We start from the raw sequence: 16,911 nt of genomic DNA on the forward strand, positions 1-16,911 counted from the left end.
TCCTCCTGCCAGGGTACACGCAACGACTATACAAAAAAAGCGCCCCGCGGGGCGCTTTCTTCGACAGGGCTGTCTAAGGCTTACTTGCCTTCTTGCTGGGCGAATTGTGCCACGCCGTGCATGATTTCCTTTTTGGCTTCTTCAGGGCCGTGCCAGCCGTCGACCTTGACCCATTTGCCTGGTTCCAGGTCTTTGTAGTGTTCGAAGAAGTGCTGGATCTGCTGCAGGCGCAGGTCTTGCAGGTCTTCCGGCTTCTGCCAGTGCTTGTAGATCGGCAGGATCTTATCGACTGGAACGGCCAGCACTTTCGCGTCTTCGCCGGATTCGTCGGTCATCTTCAGCACGCCGATGGCGCGGCAACGTACCACCACGCCAGGGATCAGCGGGAATGGGGTGATCACCAGCACGTCGACCGGGTCGCCGTCGTTGGACAGGGTGTTCGGGATGTAGCCGTAGTTGCATGGGTAGTGCATGGCGGTGCCCATGAAACGGTCGACGAAGATGGCGCCGGATTCCTTGTCCACTTCGTACTTGATCGGATCCGCGTTCATCGGGATCTCGATAATCACGTTGAAATCGTTCGGCAGGTCTTTGCCGGCCGGTACTTTGTTCAGGCTCATGTTTTTCCTCGAGTTAATGCTTTTTTGGACAGTCTAACCTTGCAATTATAGCGAAGTGCGCGCCGTTTGTGCGGCGCAGCACCGTCACAAGATAGTTGCCAAGGCGCACTGGCGATAGTGGTTCGCCGCTTCTTCGGGCTGGGACAGCGCTTCGTGCAACTGCGCCAGCTTGAGGTGGGATTCGCGCACCATGCGCGATTCGGAGGCGTCGGACAGGGCTTGCTCCAGGTAGCGCTGGCCCTTGCCCCACAGCTTCTGCTTCAGGCACAGGGAGCCCAGGGTCAGTGCCAGTTCGGCGTCGTTCGGGCGCTCGTGCACCCAGCCTTCGCAGTGTTCAATCTGCACCAGCAGCGCGGCGGATCCGACCGGCGCAGCGGCGTCGCGGTAGGCGCGCAGCACGCGTTCGTCCCAGTTGGCGGCCAGCGATTCTTCGCACACGACGCGGGCTTCGTCGTGCAGGCCGCGCGCGTTCAGCGCAGTAGCAGCACGGCATGCCACGTATGGCTTGAGGCGGTCAGCGTTCGGGATGGTGCTCCAGACGCGCTGCAGCGATTCCGCGTCGTGCGAGTTATCGGACAGCAGGTCGTCGTATGCCAGTTCGCGCAGGCGCGCCGACAGGGCCGGATGCAGGGCCTTGTGCTTGTCCAGCAGGCGCACCAGGCGCAGCACTTCCGGCCAGTTCTTGGCTTGCTGCTCTGCCTTCAGCGACCATTGCAGGGCGTGGATATGGCGGGTGCCGCTGGCATTCAGCTCGCGCACCGCTTCCAGCGCCGCTTCCGGCTGGTGGTCGTCGACCAGCAGTTCGGTCACGGTCATCAGGCGCGCGGTTTTCATGCTGTTGTCGCTGGCGATGCGGGCCAGCCACTGGTCGCGGCGGGCTTGCTGGCGCATGCGGTGGGCGGCGCGGGCGCCGATCAGGGCGGCGACGCCGGCGTTTTCCGGCAGTTCGGCGGCGCGCAGTGCGGCTTTCTCGGCATGGCCGAAGCGGCCTTCGAACAGGGCTTTGAGCGCATCGCGCAGGCCTTTGTTGCCGTCGCGCTCACGCTTGTTCTGGCGGTAGGCTGCCACTTTGCGCGGCATGTCGACGGTCGCGTTGAAGGCGCGCACCAGGAAATGCACCAGCAGGAAGGCTGCAACCAGCAGCACCATGAAGAAGTTGAGCGACAGGTCAACGCGGTACGGCGGGTAGAACAGCACCACATTGCCCGGGTTGAAGCGTGCCGTCACGGCGATACCGATGGCCGCAGCCATCATCACAACGAGCCAGATAAAGAGACGCATTATGGCTTCGCCTTGTAGTTACGCACCGCGTTCAGGCTATCGGCCAGCGTCGGCATTTCGATCTGCAGGTTGCTGCCCTGCAGTTGGCGCAGCAGCTGCTGCGCAGTCTTGGTCTGGGCGGTCTTGGTGTCGAAGTAGCGCGCCAGCGATTCCTGTGCGGCCAGCAGGTCGGCGCGGAAGGCGGCTTCGTTGCGGGACAACAGGGCCATGCGTGCGTTCAGCAGGCGCAGTTTCAGGTTCTCGCGCAGGAAGTAGGCTTCTTCCGGCGCCAGCATGATGGCGTCCGGCGTTTCAACGCGGCGCACGCGGATCAGGGTCGACACTTCCGACCACATATCGCTGCTCCAGTCCTGCCATACGGTCTTCAGGCGGTTGCCCCAGCTATTTTCGTCTTCTGCCGGTGCCGACGCCGCGTCCTTGGCGGCGGCATCCTTGCCTTTGCCCTTGGCCGGTGCCGGCGCATGGGTCTTGCGCTCCGGCGGCGCTGGCGGGGTTGGCTTGGCATCGGACAGCATCGGCAGGCCATCGACCTGGGCGATCACGTTATCCAGGCGCACCGCCAGGCCGACGTTGTCGACGTTCGGCAGCGCCTTCAGGCGTTCGATGTCCTTGGCGATCGCGCGGCGGATGGTGATGAATTGCGGCTTGTCGGAACGGGACAGGCTGCGGTCGGCGTTTTGCAGCGCGATCAGCGCGCCCGGCACGTTGCCGGCCAGTTGCAGTTGCTGGCTGGCGGTGGACAGCACTTGCTCGATTTCGGCCAGCGCCCACTCGTCGCGGTTCTTCGACATGTCCTGGTACAGCTGCTCCAGCGCCAGCTGCTGCGCCTGCGCTTCCTGCTGGCGGTTTTCCAGCACGCCTACCTTGAGCTGGATTTCCTTGGTCGTCTCCTGGACGTTTTTCGCCAACTGGCTGGTCTGCCCGTTCAGCGAATCGCCCTGCTGCAGCCGGCGCGCCATTTCTTCACGCAGGCGGAACACCTGGTTTTTCGAATAGAAGGCTTGCGCTGCCAGCAGGATGCCAAGCACCACCACGGCGATCGTCAGCGGCTGGCGTAGCGCGTCGCGCTCCTGGGCCGGCGGGGTCGCTGGCGTAGTCGGGGCGGCATTTGGAGTCTCGACGGCCGGCGCAGTTTGCGGATTTGGCGGGACGTCTTTGTTGTCAGTTTGGTTAGGCAAATCGTTCATGGACGTGATTGTAACGCGGCGAGCACCCGTTCGTCGCCAGATCCTGTGAGAGTCACATTCGGGAAACCCAAATCTCTTGCCGTTTCAGCAATACGGGAATGGGGCACGATCAGGTGATGATGTTGCAACATTGCAACGATTGTCAACTTGTTTAATTCTTTGAGCAGCCCGACAAGGCCGCGCAGGGCTTCCGAGCTGGTGATGATCCAGTCGGCGGGCGTGGCGGCCAGCTCTGTCAAGCGCGCGGCCAGCGCTGGCGTCATCTGCGGCACGGCACGGCGGTAGGACGGCAGCACCGTCACCTCGGCGCCGGCGGCGCGGAAGGAGTCGGCCATCAGTTCGCGGCCTGATTCTCCGCGCACGATCAGTACCTTGGCGCCGCGCAGGGCTGGCAGGTCGAGGGCTTGCAGCAGGTGTTCGGTGTCGCTATGGGCCGGGTCGGCGGGGCTGGCGATCAGGCTGGCGGGGACGCCTTGGGCGAGCAACGCCTGGCGGCTGGCCTCTCCTACAACCGCGGCTTGCAGGCCTGGTGGCCATCTGCGGATGTGGGCGAAGGCTGCGTCAATCGCATTGGGCGATACGAAGGCGGCCAGCTGGTAACTGGCCAGGCTGGCCAGGGCCTCGCGCAACGGCGCCTGGTCCGGCAGAGGACTGATGTCGAGCAGCGGCAGCACCTCGACCTCGCGGCCGAGGGCGCGGATGCGGCTGGCCAGCGGTTCGGCCTGTGCGATCGGGCGGGTGAGGACGACTGGGCGTGGCATCAAAACCGGTAAACCGATGTCTGACCCGCTGGGTCAGACACCTGCGGTCGGGGCGGCGTTAGGGTTCATGGCGTCGGCTTGCTCGGCCTGGCAGACAGCGAGGATTGCCTCGGCATCCTGGGCGCGCAACTGCTCGGCGACGTTGGCGCCCAGCGCTTCGGCATCCGCCGCGGCGCCGTTCACTTCGGCGCGCGCGACACGGGTGCCGTCCGGCGTGGCAACCATGGCGCGCAGGTGCATCCGGCCGCCGTCGACGGTGGCGAAGGCTGCCAGCGGCACCTGGCAGGATCCGCCAAACACCTTGGACACCTTGCGTTCCGCCGTCACGGCTTGCGCGGTAGGCAGGTCGTTGAGCGGCGCCAGGATCGCTTTCAGGTCCAGGCCATCGTTACGCACCGCGATCTCGATCGCCATGGCGCCCTGCCCTGCGGCCGGCAGCGAATCTTCCGGCGCCAGCAGCGATTTGATGCGCTGCGGCAGGCCAAGGCGTTTCAGGCCGGCTGCGGCCAGGATAATGGCAGCGTAATCGCCACGATCGAGCTTGCCCAGGCGGGTATCCAGGTTGCCGCGCAAAGGCTTGATCACCAGGTGCGGGTAGCGCGCCGAAATCAGGGCCTGGCGGCGCAGGCTGCTGGTGCCGACGACGGCGCCGGCTGGCAGCTCGGCCAGCGAGGAATAATCGTTCGAAACGAAGGCATCGCGCGGATCTTCGCGCTCCAGCACGGCGGCCAGCGCAAAACCTTCCGGCAGCTCCATCGGCACATCCTTCAGCGAATGGACGGCCAGGTCGGCGCGGCCTTCTTCCATCGCCACTTCCAGTTCCTTCACAAACAGCCCCTTGCCGCCCACCTTCGACAATGCCCGGTCCAGGATCTGGTCGCCGCGGGTTGTCATGCCCAGGATCTCAATGCTGCACTGCGGATATAATTGGGACAAGCGAGCGCGGACGTGTTCGGCCTGCCACATGGCAAGGCGGCTTTCGCGCGAAGCGATCACCAATTTGGAAGGGAGCTGTCGGGCCATTTCAGGAGTATTCAAAACCAGTTCTTTCGCTGTTGCTAGCGCCAAACCGGCGTTCACCAGTTTATTGCGCATGATTGGGACCACAAATTCTAGCATGCGCGCCCCTATGCAGACTGCGGCCACAAGCCTTTTGCACGACCATTCTTATCTTTTGACTGATTAACTATGGCAAATCAAGTAAGTGCAACAGACGAAGCAAACCAGAGCGCCGATAAAGACGCGCCGTTGAAAGAAGACATCCGCCTGCTGGGCCGCCTGTTGGGCGACGTCCTGCGGGAACAGGAAGGAGAGGAAGTATTCGCCGTCGTCGAAACCATCCGCCAGACCGCCGTCCGCTTCCGCCGTGAAGCCGACGCCGGCGCCGCCAAGGAACTGGACGGCATGCTGAAGATCCTGACGCGCGAACAGACCATCACGGTGGTACGCGCCTTCTCCTACTTCTCCCACCTGGCCAATATTGCGGAAGACCAGCACCACATCCGCCGCCGCCGCGCCCACTTGCTGGCCGGCTCGGCACCGCAAAAAGGCAGCATCAGCTTTGCACTCGACAAGCTGAAAGAATCCGGCGTCGAACTGGACACCGTGACCAGCTTCTTCAAGGAAGCCCTGATCAGCCCCGTCCTGACTGCCCACCCGACCGAGGTGCAGCGCAAGTCCATCCTGGACGCGGAACACGATATCGCCCGCCTGCTGGCCCAGCGTGACCTGCCGCTGACGCCGAAGGAACGCAGCACCAACCTGCACATGCTGCGCGCCCGCATCGCCACCCTGTGGCAGACCCGCATGCTGCGCTACTCCAAGCTGACCGTGGCGGATGAAATCGACAACGCCCTGTCCTACTACCGCATTACTTTCCTGCGCGAGCTGCCGGCCCTGTACGACGATATCGAATCGGAGATCGCCGAGCATTACGGCCAGTCCGCACCGGCCGCGATCGACGGTTCCTACGTGCAGATGGGCAGCTGGATCGGCGGTGACCGCGACGGCAACCCGAACGTCAACGCCGGCACCATGCAGCACGCGCTGGAGCGCCAGGCCACCACCATCCTCGACTTCTACCTCGACGAAACCCACGCCCTGGGCGCCGAGCTGTCGGTGTCGACCCTGATGATTGGCTGCTCGCCTGCGCTGCAAGCGCTGTCCGACGCCTCGACCGATACTTCCGACCACCGCAGCGACGAACCTTACCGCCGCGCCCTGATCGGCATGTACGCCCGCCTGGCAAGCACCGCGCGCGCCCTGGGTGCGACCAATATCCTGCGCAAGGAAGTTGGCCACGCCGAGCCTTACCCGTGCCCTGCCGATTTCTCGGCCGACCTGCAGGTGCTGATCGAGTCGCTGGACGCCAACCACGGTTCCGTGCTGGCCCGCCCGCGCCTGACCACCCTGAAGCGTGCCGCCGACATCTTCGGCTTCCACCTGGCGTCGCTCGACATGCGCCAGTCGTCCGACATCCACGAACGCGTGCTGGCGGAGCTGTTTGCCAAGGCCGGCGTGCAAGCCGACTACCCGTCGCTGGATGAAGAAGCCAAGGTCAAGCTGCTGCTGGCGGAGTTAGCGCAACCACGCCTGCTCTACTCGCCTTACATCGAATACTCGGACGAGACGACTTCCGAGCTGACCATCCTGCGCACTGCGCACGACATCCGCCAGCGTTACGGCAAGCGCGCCATCCGCAACTACATCATTTCGCACACCGAGACCGTATCCGACCTGCTGGAAGTGTTCGTACTGCAGCAGGAAACCGGCCTGCTGCGCCAGGGCGCCGACGGCGAGCGCACTTCGGACCTGATGGTGATCCCGCTGTTCGAGACCATCCCCGACCTGCAGCGCGCCGCCGGCATCATGGAATCGCTGATGGCGGTGCCAATGGTACAGAAGCTGATCGCCAAACAGGGCCAGATCCAGGAAGTCATGCTGGGCTACTCCGACTCCAACAAGGACGGCGGCTTCATGACCTCCAACTGGGAGCTGTACAAGGCGGAACTGGCCCTGGTGGAAATCTTCGCCAAGGCCGGCGTCAAGCTGCGCCTGTTCCACGGCCGCGGCGGCACCGTCGGCCGCGGCGGCGGTCCAAGCTACGAGGCCATCCTGGCGCAGCCGAAAGGCACCGTCAACGGCCAACTGCGCTTGACCGAACAGGGCGAAATCATCGCCTCCAAGTTCTCCAATGCCGAAATCGGCCGCCGCAACCTGGAGCTGCTGGTCTGCTCCACCCTGGAAGCGAGCCTGATGCCGCCGCCGGCCGACGCCTGCCACGGCCCGCGCCTGGCCGGTTTCGAAACCGTGATGGCCGAGATCTCCGAGCTGGCCTACAAGGCCTACCGCAACCTGGTGTACGAAACCCCGGGCTTCACCGACTACTTCTTCGCGGCCACCCCGATTGCGGAAATCGCGGAACTGAACCTCGGCTCGCGCCCGGCTTCCCGCAAGTCGACGCGCCGCATCGAAGACTTGCGCGCTATCCCCTGGGGCTTCAGCTGGGGCCAGTGCCGCCTGCTGCTGCCGGGCTGGTACGGTTTCGGCTCCGCCATCGGCGCCTGGATCGCCGCCGGCAACAAGGAAGAGCGCACGGCGCAATTGCGCGACATGTTCCAGCACTGGCCGTTCTTTGCCACCCTGCTGTCCAACATGGACATGGTGCTGGCCAAGACCGACCTGGCGATCGCCTCGCGTTACGCCGAGCTGGTGAGGGACAAGGAACTGCGTGAACGCATCTTCAAGCGCATCACCGAGGAGTATCACCAGACCCTCGACTGCCTGGAATCGATCACCGGCACCCGCGACCGCCTGGCCGGCAACCCGCTGCTGGCCCGTTCCATCACCAACCGCTTCCCTTACCTTGATCCGCTGAACCACTTGCAGGTGGAACTGATCAAGCGCCGCCGCGCACTGGGTAATGAAGAAGACCGGGCCGATCCGCGCGTCAACCGCGGCATCCACCTGTCCATCAATGGCGTTGCGGCAGGCCTGCGCAACACCGGCTAAGAACCGCACTGGCAAACGGGCCCGGAAAAATTCCGGGCCCGCTTAGCAAAAAAGCCATAACTAAGTCATAATCATGCGCTCTGATTTGAGGAGATCGTATGTTTCGCTTGACGCTGTTAGCTGCACTGCTTTTGCCCTCCCTCGCCCTGGCCGACGACCAGGTCCGCAAGTTCGACACCTTCTACGGCATCAATGTCAAAGGCCCGATCAGCGTCTACGTTGACGTTGGCAAGGAGCAGTCCGTCAAGGTCAGCGGCCGCAAGGAATACATCGACAAAGTCAGCACCGTGGTCGAAGGCGGCGTACTGCGCGTCGTCTACGAAAACGCCAACAAGGGTTCGACCAATGTGAAGGAAGGTGACAAGATCACCGTGACTGTGCCGGCGCTGACCAGCTTCCGGGTCCTGGGCGCGGGTGAATCGCGCGTCACCAATATCAATGGCGAACGCATCGACATCAGCTTCGAAGGCGCTGGCGCGCTATACGCCAGCGGCAAGGTCAAGCTGCTGCGCATGAAAGGCCAAGGCGTTGGCCAGGCCGACCTCAAGGACCTGCATGCTGAACGCGCCGACGTCAACTTCACCGGCATGGGCGACATCAGCCTCTACGCCAGCGACACCCTGAACCTGATCGTCGAAGGCATGGGCAACTTCACCTATTACGGCGACCCGAAACACATCAACAAGTCGGCCAAGGGTATCGGCAACGTCAGCCCGGGCAAATAAGCCGCGCGTGGGGAAGCTCGCGGGTTGCCACATATCCCATCGAGCGGTACAGCGCCTGGGCACGGGCGTTGGCCGCGCCCACATGCAGCATGGGGCGCACGCCCTGCTGCTGCATGCCGTGCATGATGAATTCCACGAGCTGGCGCGCATAGCCGCGTCCCGTGAATTCGGGATGCGTGCAAACCGCGCTCACTTCGCGCATATGGCCAAGGTCCATGCGCTCACCGCTCAAAGCCACCAGCCGGCTCCCCCCATCGTGGATGCCGGCGTACTGGCCCATCTCGCCGGTGCGTGGGCGGAAATAGCCGGGAAAGGCGATATTGGTCAGCTCCACCATTGCCGGATCATTGGCCGCCAGCACACGGATCATTGAACTTTCCGGCGCCGCCACCAGGCCGCCTTCATAGACCATCTGCAGCACGCCGGACAGCGGCTGCAACAACCACCCTTCAGGCAGCGCCGGCATCGGGCCGAGGAAGTAATAGCTGCCGTCCGGGATGCCCGCCAGGTCCTCGGCGCTTAACGGAACGCCCTGCTCCGCCACAGCGCAAAACGGGGCCACGTCGGCCGGATAGCGCCGGGCCGCACCGGTCGGAATGTTAAAATGTTGCTGTGCGCTGCTTAGCGCTGCCCAGATCGGGTTTTCCAATTCCAGCATGTGAGTTCCAATGTCTAATTTCCCAGCCTGCCCAAAATGCCAGTCCGAGTATACCTACGAAGACGGCGACAACTATGTTTGCCCTGAATGCGCCCACGAATGGCCAAAGCAGGCCGCCGAAGCAGCCGGCGACACCGCGCGCGTCTACAAGGACGCCGTCGGCACCATCCTGCAAGATGGCGACACCGTCACCGTGATCAAGGACCTGAAGCCAAAAGGCTCCGGCGGCGTGATCAAACAGGGCACCAAGGTCAAGAACATCCGCCTGGTCGACAGCGACCACGATATCGACTGCAAGATCGAAGGCTTCGGCGCCATGAGCCTGAAATCGGAGTTCGTGCGCAAAGTTTGATCATTACAATTTGAGAATATTTTTTACTAATTCTCAGATATAGTCTCCGGAACAATTCTTATTTACCGGAGACTGCCTATGAAGCCTGCTTCGCTTGCGCTGATCATCGCACTGACCCTGCCCTTCGCAACCGCCTACGCCAAAGGCCCGATGGGGGAACGGAAAACAGAGTCCAGTACCATGACGGGCATTAACGCAGCAGGTGAATGGGTGGGCGAAATCAAGGACGAAGACGGCCGCCGCCGAGCAATCCTGATGTCGCAAGGCCGCCATATCGAAATCGGCACCCTGGGCGGGAGCGACAGCACCGCCAACGCCATCAACAACCAGGGCGTCGTCACCGGCGGCGCACTCACCGCCAGCAACGCCTGGCACGCATTCCGCTACGACGAAGCGCAAGGCATTCGCGACCTCGGTACACTGGGCGGCAGCAGCAGCGTCGGCACCGCACTCAATCAATCCGGTCATATCGTCGGTTACGCCGACACCGCAGACGGCAACTACCACGCCTTCGTTGACAACGGCATCGGCATGCTGGACCTGGGCACCCTTGGCGGCAAAAACAGCTACGCCACAGCCATCAACGGCGACGGCTATGTAGTCGGCGCCGCACAGCTGGCGGACGGCTACCGCCGCGCATTCCTGTACAAGCCGGGCAGCGGCATGATCGAGCTGCCTACGCTGGGCGGCCGCATCAGCGTTGCGACCGGCGTGAACGACCAGGGCGTGGTGGTCGGCGCGTCCGAGATGCCGAACCGTAGCTGGCACGCCTTCATGTATGAGAACGGCCGCATGATCGACCTGGGTGCCATGATCTCCCACGGCTCCAGTTTTGCCAACGGCATTAACAACCACGGCGACATCGTCGGCACTGTGCGCATCAAAGACCACGACGCACCTCACACCTTCATCTACAAGAATGGCCAAATGCAGGTGCGCTCGGCCTATAAGAGCCTATACCTGACTCGCGACATTACAGAAGAAGGCCAGGTAATCGGTTCCTCCTACACCGGCCACGTACTGAAATCCGGCTCCGTCGATTCGGCCAGTGAAAAAGATCGCGGCCTCAAACCGGTTGACTGGCTTACGCTTGGCTTCCTGGCGATCATTGCGGGAGTAGCAGCCTTCAAAGCGCGCGAGCGTATTCGCAAAGGCATCGACTTCGGCTTCAAGATGCTGTCGTTCGCATGATGCGCGGCGCGTCCCTGAAGTTGGCCACGCGCCTTGCGCCGGTGTTGGCGCTTGCAGCAATGCTGTGCGCCAGCGCAGCCCAGGCCGGCCCGTTTGGCGGTTCGATGTCCGAATCCATCGTTGCCAAGGACATGAATCCGGCCGGCGACACCGTCCTCGAGTCGATTACCGGCTACGGCGCCCGGCAAGCTTTTTTACGCTCCGGCGGCCAGCGCTATAACATCGGCACCTTCGGCGGCGAAGAAAGCACTGCAGCCGCGATCAACGGTGCCGGGGTCGTCACCGGCTCAGCCCAGGCAGCGGACTACACCTGGCACGCTTACCGCTTCGACAAGCGCAGCGGCCTGCGAGAACTCGACACGCTGGGTGGCGCCAGCAGCGCCGGCACCGCAATCAATGAACAGGGCCACATTGTCGGCCACGCCGACACTTATGACGGCAGCTACCACGCCTTCATCGACACCGGCATCACCATGCTGGACCTCGGCACCTTCGGCGGCAAGAACAGCTACGCGCTCGGCATCAACGCGCATGACGTCGTCGTTGGTGCCGCCGACCGCGCCAACGGCTTCCGCCGCGCCTTCATTTACAAACCGGGCATCGGCAAGATCGAGATCCCGGACGTCGGCGACCGCCACAGCGTAGCCATGGCAATTAACGACAACGGCGTGGTAGTCGGCACCATGCAGATGCAGGACCGCAGCTGGCACGCCTTCAGTTACGACGGCCTGCGTACCGTGGACCTTGGCGTGATGATGAGCCGTGGCAACAGCTTCGCCACCGCCATCAATAATAACGGTGACATCGTCGGCAACGTGCGGGTCTGGGGCCGCGAAGCGCCACTCGTCTTCGTTTACAGCAAAGGCCAGATGCAAGTGCGCGACAATTTCGGTCAGTTCGACCTCGCCCGCCGCATCACCGACGACGGCCAGATCATCGGCGCTGGCGCCATGGCCAGGCAAATGCGCGCCGCCCGCGTCGCGCACAACCAGCTTGAATCGATCGGATGGCCGGCGCCGGTGGACATGCTGACCTACGGTCTGCTCGCGTTACTGGCCACCTTCTTCCTCTACAAAGTCCGCGAACACCTGCGGGAAGGCATCGACTTCAGCAAACGCCTGATGCTGTCCATCGCATAAGGATGAGAGAATCACACCTTGGGAATGTAAATCATCCCTGTTCATTCTGACAGCCGCTCTTGCTGTTTTATTCCAGGCAGAGCCTGCATCAACGAGATTGGCACAAACCATCGGGGCGAGAGCATTTCGCCAGTAAGTAGCACAGGGCACAATCTTAAGCCTTACCTGGTCACCAAGACCGACAAGGAAAGTTTGATCGCCTGGTCGCGAGCAACCATGGCCGCCACGCGAAAATCGCGTTCGAAAATCTAATCAATCTCTCTGCTGTCCTGATCCCAATTGCTGGAGCGAGTCGAGTTCGTTGCTGCGCCAGATCCAATGATGGCAGCCATGCTGCTTGATTGGGCTAACCTTGAATTGCTCACCGGCGCGGTGGAGTCGGCCGAGGTACTGTATGACGCAGCCCTTCCAACTTTGCCATCAAAGTGTCGCTTGGCGATTCGGTAAAACGCTATTTGCAGAATCACTCAGAGTCCGTTGCCATCTCAGTTAGCTTCGCCGACGAAATTGGCCCTACCGGAAACCACCTTGGCGAATTTCGCCAGGAGGCAAAGGGCGAGACGACTTTCGCCATACGCGACCTCACATTCGCCCCCAAGAAGGTTAAGAAACTTAGGCCATCTGATTACCGGGCCACCATCAAGAAGACTTACGTTCGACGATTTGTGCAATGAGTTCGGGAGGGATCGGCTGGCCATTCGCGCTCATTTGCCGGATGGTCTCATGCAGCATCTGAAGCCGTGCAATTTTTACGACGGCCCAGGCAACGACGCCAATGATCGGAACGCACATTGCAAGCACCGGGATGAGCACTGGAGACAGGTTGGAAAAGAAGTTCATGCTGGCTTGGAGCAGTTAATCGAAAGAAAACACAGTGTAGATGCGTGCTAGTTTTTCAGTCAAGCATTCTTGGTTATTGCCCGATATCCGACTGCAGCGAAACGAAATTCTGCGTCGTCACCAGGGCGGCGAAATAAAAAAGGAGGCCGAGGCCTCCTTTTCTTTCGCGCCGACGGGCGATTACTTCTCCGTCAGGAACGTCTTCAGCTTGTCCGAACGCGAAGGCTGGCGCAGCTTGCTCATTGCCTTCGCTTCGATCTGGCGGATACGCTCGCGGGTCACGTCGAACTGCTTGCCCACTTCCTCCAGCGTGTGGTCGTTCGACATCTCAACGCCGTAACGCATGCGCAGCACCTTGGCTTCGCGCGGGGTCAGGGAATCCAGCACTTCCTTGATCACATTGCGCATCGAAGCGTGCAATGCAGCGTCCAGCGGCGCCAGCGTGGTGTTGTCTTCGATGAAGTCGCCCAGCTGCGAATCGCCGTCCTCGCCCATCGGGGTTTCCATGGAAATCGGCTCCTTGGCGATCTTCATGATCTCGCGCACCTTGGACTCCGGCATTTCCATCTTCAGCGCCAGGGTTGCCATGTCCGGCTCGGAACCGGTTTCCTGCATGATCTGGCGCGAAATGCGGTTCATCTTGTTGATGGTCTCGATCATGTGCACCGGCACGCGGATGGTACGGGCCATGTCCGCGATCGAACGCGTGATCGCCTGGCGGATCCACCAGGTCGCGTAGGTCGAGAACTTGTAGCCGCGGCGGTATTCGAACTTGTCGACCGCCTTCAGCAGGCCGATATTGCCTTCCTGGATCAGGTCCAGGAACTGCAGGCCGCGATTGATGTACTTCTTCGCGATCGAAATCACCAGGCGCAGGTTGGCCACGGTCATTTCACGCTTGGCGGTACGGGCACGCTTTTCGCCGGCAGCCATCTGCTTGTTGATCTTGCGCAGGTCGGCCAGCGGCAGCGCCACGCGCTCCTGCAGGTCGATCATCTTGTTCTGCAGTTCCTTGATGGCAGGGACGTTACGGCCCAGCACCGCGCTGTACGGATAGCCGGCAGCCACTTCACCGTCGACCCAATCCAGGTCGGTTTCGTTGCCCGGGAAGACCTTGATGAAGTGCGCGCGCGGCATGCCGCAGCGGTTCACGCACAGTTCCAGCACGGCGCGCTCAATCGAACGCACCTGTTCCATCTGGCCGCGCAGGGTGTCGCACAGCTTTTCCACCACTTTCGCGGTGAAGCGGATGCCCAGCAACTCGTTGGAGATGATGTCCTGCGCCTTGACGTAGACGGCATTGCCGTAAGTGGCCTTGCGCATCTTGTCGAACTGGCTCGAGATCAGGGCGAATTTAGCCAGCGCATCATCTTTCAGTTGCGCCAGCTGTTCGGTCGAGTAGCCGGCGGCGCCGCCGTTCACGTCACCGTCTTCTTCCTCTTCGTCCAGCTCTTCTTCCTCGTCTTCATCGTCGGAAGCTGCAGCAGGAACCTTGGCTGGCGCAGGGGTGTGCGCGTCTTCGTTCAGGTCGACAAAGCCGTCCACCACGTCGTCCACCTTCATCTCGTCTTTTTCGATCTTCTCGGCCAGGGCCAGGATCTCGGAGATGGTGGTCGGGCAAGCGGAAATCGCCTGGATCATGTCGCGCAGGCCGCCTTCGATACGCTTGGCGATCTCGATTTCGCCTTCGCGCGTCAGCAGCGCCACAGCGCCCATTTCGCGCATGTACATGCGGACCGGGTCGGTGGTACGGCCGAAATCGGAATCGACGGTCGACAGCGCGGTGGCGGCAGCGGCTTCCACTTCATCGTCGCTGGCTGCGGTCGGCACGTTATCGGACAGCAGCAGCGCTTCCGCATCCGGTGCGCGCTCGTACACGGCGATGCCCATGTCGTTGAAGGTCGCGATGATGCCTTCGATCGCTTCCGGATCGACGATGTTTTCCGGCAGGTGGTCGTTGATCTCGGCGTAGGTCAGGTAGCCGCGGTCCTTGCCCAGGTTGATCAGGTTCTTGAACTGGGTGCGGCGCTTTTCCAGCTCCTCCGCATTGGCGCCATCGGTCATGCCGAAAGCATCGATACCCTTCGCCTTGCGCTCGCGCGCCTTGGACGCTGCCTTCAGTTCGGCGCGCTCCACGGCATTCAGTGCCGCCACTTCATCGTTTTCCGGGGTGAACTCGCTTGGCTTGCGGCCGCGGCGGCCCGGCACCTTCACTTGCGGCAGCAGGTAGCCGGAGGTGTCGATCGATGCCAGCACGGCGGCGTCGCGCACTTCGGTCACGGCGGCAGGGCCGGTCGTCACAGTCACCGGCGCCGGTTCGGCAGCCTTAGGCTTGCGGCCGCGCTTGGCGGGCGCCGGGGCCGGCGCTTCTTCAGCGACGACAGCCAGCGACACCGGCTTGGCAGCAGCGGTCTTGCGGGCGCGCGTCTTGCCGACCGGTTCGTCGGCAACGGCCTCCACCGGCGCTTCCTCGACCGGCACGGCTGCCAGGCGGCGGGATTTCTTTACTACGGTGACTTTTCCTGCTTCCTCTTGAGCGTTGTCGATCACATACGAAAGGCTGGTCTTTGGCACGGCCAACGGAGCGCTGGTAGTGGAGGAGCCAGTGGACTTCTTGGCGGACAACGTCAGGGTCTTAGGTTTCGTCATTCAATATCTCTCTCAGCGCGCCCGAAGGTGCACTTTTCGAAGGCTCGCGATGGCCCGGTTTCAGGGATAATCGGGAAAAGAAAAAGCCCGCATGACCGGGCTCGATTCCGATGATTCAGTGATTAGAGAGGGCACATGCCCTGGAACTGGACTACTCAGGGCAGCGCGGCCCCGGCCGAAAACTCTTTACCAATCTGAATTCGCACCGTCCTGCATTTGGCGCGTCTGCCATTATACAAGGTTTTGGGCTGGACTGCACCCATTAATTCGATATCAAAACCACATCATGAGCGAAAACACAATGCGCCGTGGACCTGCGTCGTGGTATGCTGGCGGCTCTTGATTAACCTATGAAGTCGATGAACACTAGCACTACCCCTCAGCAGCCGGCCGAAGGCCAAGCCGCCGCACCTGCCGCCCCAAATTCCGCGCGCGCCCTGCTCAAGCAATTGCAGCAACAGTATGCCCCGTTCCGCGACAGCCTGCCGCTGTCGATCGGCATCGACAAGCAGCTCATCGCAGCGATGCCGGAACTTAACCGCAAGCTGATGCGCGCTGCCCTGGGCATCCACACTTCCTCGCAGCGCTACCTGCGCGTGATGGAGAAAGCCACTGTCCGCTACAACCTGGATGGCAGCACCGGCGCCGAAGTCACCGACGAACACCGCAAGCACGCCAAGGAAACCCTGGCGGAACGCTACAAGAAAGAAGTGGAACGCCGCAAGGCCGAACGCGCTGCCGAACGCGAAGCTGCCGCCGCCGAAGAGGCCGACCGCCGCCGCGCGGAAAAGCTGCAGGCGCTGACCGCAAAATTCTCCAGGAAGTAATGAGCGACGCGCCAGAAGCGGTCCCCGAGCTGCCTCCTTACGAAGGCATCCGGCTGGCCGACGTCAGGCTCGTAAAGACCGCCGCCGATGCGGAGGCTGCACAAGCGGCCTTGCTGGCGGCGGATGCTATTGGTTTCGACACCGAATCCAAACCTACTTTCGTCAAGGGTGAAAGTTCGGACGGCCCGCACCTGATCCAGTTTGCCGACGACCGCCGCGCCTGGTTGTTCCAGGTTGGCGATGCCTTCCCCCATTTGGCCGCGGTCAAGGCGATTCTTGAATCGGACATGACGCTGAAGATCGGTTTCGGGCTGTCCGACGACATCAAGCGCGTGCGTGCCAAGCTGGGGATCGAGCCGCTCAAAGTGGTCGACCTGGGTGTGCTGCTGCGCGCGCCGGGACAGAAGAATGACCTGGGGGCCAAGAGCGCGGTAGCCAAGTATTTCGGCCAGGCGCTGACCAAGTCCAAAAAGATCTCCACCACCAACTGGGCCACGCCGCGCCTGAACGAAAAGCAGATCCTGTACGCCGCGGACGACGCGCAGGTCGCCTTGCGCGTGTATCGCCACTGGATCGGCATCGGCAACGTACTGCCGCCGATCAAGCCGCCCAAGCGCCCCAAACCCGGCAAACCAGTGCCAGGCCCAAGGGCCTGACCCTGCGGATCTGG

At 62.2% G+C, this 16,911-nt stretch carries 15 protein-coding genes; 7 read left to right on the forward strand and 8 right to left on the reverse strand.

The window, feature by feature from the left end; all coding sequences use genetic code 11:
- Positions 1-80: 80 nt before the first annotated feature.
- The 5 genes from ppa to hemC form a co-directional block, all read right to left on the reverse strand.
- Positions 81-620 (reverse strand): inorganic diphosphatase, encoded by a 540-nt coding sequence (gene ppa / locus ASD58_RS21650; protein WP_057263291.1) that lies wholly within the window; start codon positions 618-620, stop codon positions 81-83.
- An 84-nt stretch (positions 621-704) separates the two neighbouring features.
- Positions 705-1,901 (reverse strand): heme biosynthesis protein HemY, encoded by a 1,197-nt coding sequence (locus ASD58_RS21655; RefSeq protein ID WP_082565599.1) that lies wholly within the window; start codon positions 1,899-1,901, stop codon positions 705-707.
- Positions 1,901-3,088, reverse strand: coding sequence for a uroporphyrinogen-III C-methyltransferase (locus tag ASD58_RS21660; RefSeq protein ID WP_057263292.1), 1,188 nt, complete (start codon positions 3,086-3,088; stop codon positions 1,901-1,903). The genes ASD58_RS21655 and ASD58_RS21660 overlap by 1 nt, the downstream gene beginning before the upstream one ends.
- Positions 3,085-3,849 carry a uroporphyrinogen-III synthase gene (locus ASD58_RS21665; protein WP_057263293.1) on the reverse strand — a complete coding sequence of 255 codons (765 nt, stop codon included), beginning with the start codon at positions 3,847-3,849 and terminating at the stop codon, positions 3,085-3,087. The genes ASD58_RS21660 and ASD58_RS21665 overlap by 4 nt, the downstream gene beginning before the upstream one ends.
- Before the next feature lie 33 nt (positions 3,850-3,882).
- Complete coding sequence (gene hemC, locus ASD58_RS21670; protein WP_057263525.1) at positions 3,883-4,872, reverse strand: hydroxymethylbilane synthase; 990 nt, start codon at positions 4,870-4,872, stop codon at positions 3,883-3,885.
- A gap of 165 nt (positions 4,873-5,037) precedes the next feature.
- Between hemC and ppc the strand changes: the two genes are divergently transcribed.
- Complete coding sequence (gene ppc, locus ASD58_RS21675; protein ID WP_057263294.1) at positions 5,038-7,860, forward strand: phosphoenolpyruvate carboxylase; 2,823 nt, start codon at positions 5,038-5,040, stop codon at positions 7,858-7,860.
- A gap of 98 nt (positions 7,861-7,958) precedes the next feature.
- A complete protein-coding gene (locus ASD58_RS21680; protein ID WP_057263295.1) occupies positions 7,959-8,585 on the forward strand; it encodes a head GIN domain-containing protein in 627 nt (208 codons plus the stop codon).
- Here ASD58_RS21680 and ASD58_RS21685 read toward each other — a convergent pair.
- Positions 8,569-9,243 (reverse strand): GNAT family N-acetyltransferase, encoded by a 675-nt coding sequence (locus ASD58_RS21685; RefSeq protein WP_057263296.1) that lies wholly within the window; start codon positions 9,241-9,243, stop codon positions 8,569-8,571. The genes ASD58_RS21680 and ASD58_RS21685 overlap by 17 nt on opposite strands.
- 10 nt (positions 9,244-9,253) lie before the next feature.
- Between ASD58_RS21685 and ASD58_RS21690 the strand changes: the two genes are divergently transcribed.
- The 3 genes from ASD58_RS21690 (at position 9,254) to ASD58_RS21700 (ending at position 11,925) form a co-directional block, all read left to right on the forward strand.
- Positions 9,254-9,595, forward strand: coding sequence for a zinc ribbon domain-containing protein YjdM (locus ASD58_RS21690; RefSeq protein ID WP_057263297.1), 342 nt, complete (start codon positions 9,254-9,256; stop codon positions 9,593-9,595).
- Positions 9,596-9,673: 78 nt separating this feature from the next.
- Positions 9,674-10,786 (forward strand): HAF repeat-containing protein, encoded by a 1,113-nt coding sequence (locus tag ASD58_RS21695; RefSeq protein WP_057263298.1) that lies wholly within the window; start codon positions 9,674-9,676, stop codon positions 10,784-10,786.
- Positions 10,783-11,925, forward strand: coding sequence for a DUF3466 family protein (locus ASD58_RS21700; RefSeq protein WP_057263299.1), 1,143 nt, complete (start codon positions 10,783-10,785; stop codon positions 11,923-11,925). Before ASD58_RS21695 ends, ASD58_RS21700 begins: the two co-directional genes overlap by 4 nt.
- Positions 11,926-12,564: 639 nt before the next feature.
- Here ASD58_RS21700 and ASD58_RS31445 read toward each other — a convergent pair.
- Together ASD58_RS31445 and rpoD are read right to left on the reverse strand one after the other, a co-directional pair.
- Positions 12,565-12,765, reverse strand: a complete 201-nt coding sequence (locus ASD58_RS31445) for a hypothetical protein (protein WP_156401418.1) — start codon at positions 12,763-12,765, stop codon at positions 12,565-12,567.
- Positions 12,766-12,945: 180 nt separating this feature from the next.
- Entirely contained in the window at positions 12,946-15,414 is a 2,469-nt protein-coding gene (gene rpoD, locus ASD58_RS21710; RefSeq protein ID WP_057263301.1) for an RNA polymerase sigma factor RpoD, read from the reverse strand.
- A gap of 350 nt (positions 15,415-15,764) precedes the next feature.
- On the opposite strand from rpoD, the gene ASD58_RS21715 reads away from it, so the two are divergent.
- Both ASD58_RS21715 and ASD58_RS21720 read left to right on the forward strand, forming a co-directional pair.
- Positions 15,765-16,241: a ProQ/FINO family protein gene (locus ASD58_RS21715; RefSeq protein ID WP_057263302.1), complete on the forward strand. Its 477-nt coding sequence runs from the start codon at positions 15,765-15,767 to the stop codon at positions 16,239-16,241.
- Complete coding sequence (locus ASD58_RS21720; protein WP_057263303.1) at positions 16,241-16,897, forward strand: 3'-5' exonuclease; 657 nt, start codon at positions 16,241-16,243, stop codon at positions 16,895-16,897. The genes ASD58_RS21715 and ASD58_RS21720 overlap by 1 nt, the downstream gene beginning before the upstream one ends.
- The last annotated feature ends 14 nt before the right edge of the window (positions 16,898-16,911 follow it).

Source organism: Duganella sp. Root1480D1 (genome assembly GCF_001427305.1).
Lineage (GTDB): Bacteria > Pseudomonadota > Gammaproteobacteria > Burkholderiales > Burkholderiaceae_D > Rugamonas.

What these genes read in the sequence shown, in the direction of transcription:
- ppa (WP_057263291.1), bottom strand. Translation starts at nt 620, where the DNA reads ATGAGCCTGAACAAAGTACCGGCCGGCAAAGACCTGCCGAACGATTTC.
- ASD58_RS21655 (WP_082565599.1), bottom strand. Translation starts at nt 1,901, where the DNA reads ATGCGTCTCTTTATCTGGCTCGTTGTGATGATGGCTGCGGCCATCGGT.
- ASD58_RS21660 (WP_057263292.1), bottom strand. Translation starts at nt 3,088, where the DNA reads ATGAACGATTTGCCTAACCAAACTGACAACAAAGACGTCCCGCCAAAT.
- ASD58_RS21665 (WP_057263293.1), bottom strand. Translation starts at nt 3,849, where the DNA reads ATGCCACGCCCAGTCGTCCTCACCCGCCCGATCGCACAGGCCGAACCG.
- hemC (WP_057263525.1), bottom strand. Translation starts at nt 4,872, where the DNA reads ATGGCCCGACAGCTCCCTTCCAAATTGGTGATCGCTTCGCGCGAAAGC.
- ppc (WP_057263294.1), top strand. Translation starts at nt 5,038, where the DNA reads ATGGCAAATCAAGTAAGTGCAACAGACGAAGCAAACCAGAGCGCCGAT.
- ASD58_RS21680 (WP_057263295.1), top strand. Translation starts at nt 7,959, where the DNA reads ATGTTTCGCTTGACGCTGTTAGCTGCACTGCTTTTGCCCTCCCTCGCC.
- ASD58_RS21685 (WP_057263296.1), bottom strand. Translation starts at nt 9,243, where the DNA reads ATGCTGGAATTGGAAAACCCGATCTGGGCAGCGCTAAGCAGCGCACAG.
- ASD58_RS21690 (WP_057263297.1), top strand. Translation starts at nt 9,254, where the DNA reads ATGTCTAATTTCCCAGCCTGCCCAAAATGCCAGTCCGAGTATACCTAC.
- ASD58_RS21695 (WP_057263298.1), top strand. Translation starts at nt 9,674, where the DNA reads ATGAAGCCTGCTTCGCTTGCGCTGATCATCGCACTGACCCTGCCCTTC.
- ASD58_RS21700 (WP_057263299.1), top strand. Translation starts at nt 10,783, where the DNA reads ATGATGCGCGGCGCGTCCCTGAAGTTGGCCACGCGCCTTGCGCCGGTG.
- ASD58_RS31445 (WP_156401418.1), bottom strand. Translation starts at nt 12,765, where the DNA reads ATGAACTTCTTTTCCAACCTGTCTCCAGTGCTCATCCCGGTGCTTGCA.
- rpoD (WP_057263301.1), bottom strand. Translation starts at nt 15,414, where the DNA reads ATGACGAAACCTAAGACCCTGACGTTGTCCGCCAAGAAGTCCACTGGC.
- ASD58_RS21715 (WP_057263302.1), top strand. Translation starts at nt 15,765, where the DNA reads ATGAAGTCGATGAACACTAGCACTACCCCTCAGCAGCCGGCCGAAGGC.
- ASD58_RS21720 (WP_057263303.1), top strand. Translation starts at nt 16,241, where the DNA reads ATGAGCGACGCGCCAGAAGCGGTCCCCGAGCTGCCTCCTTACGAAGGC.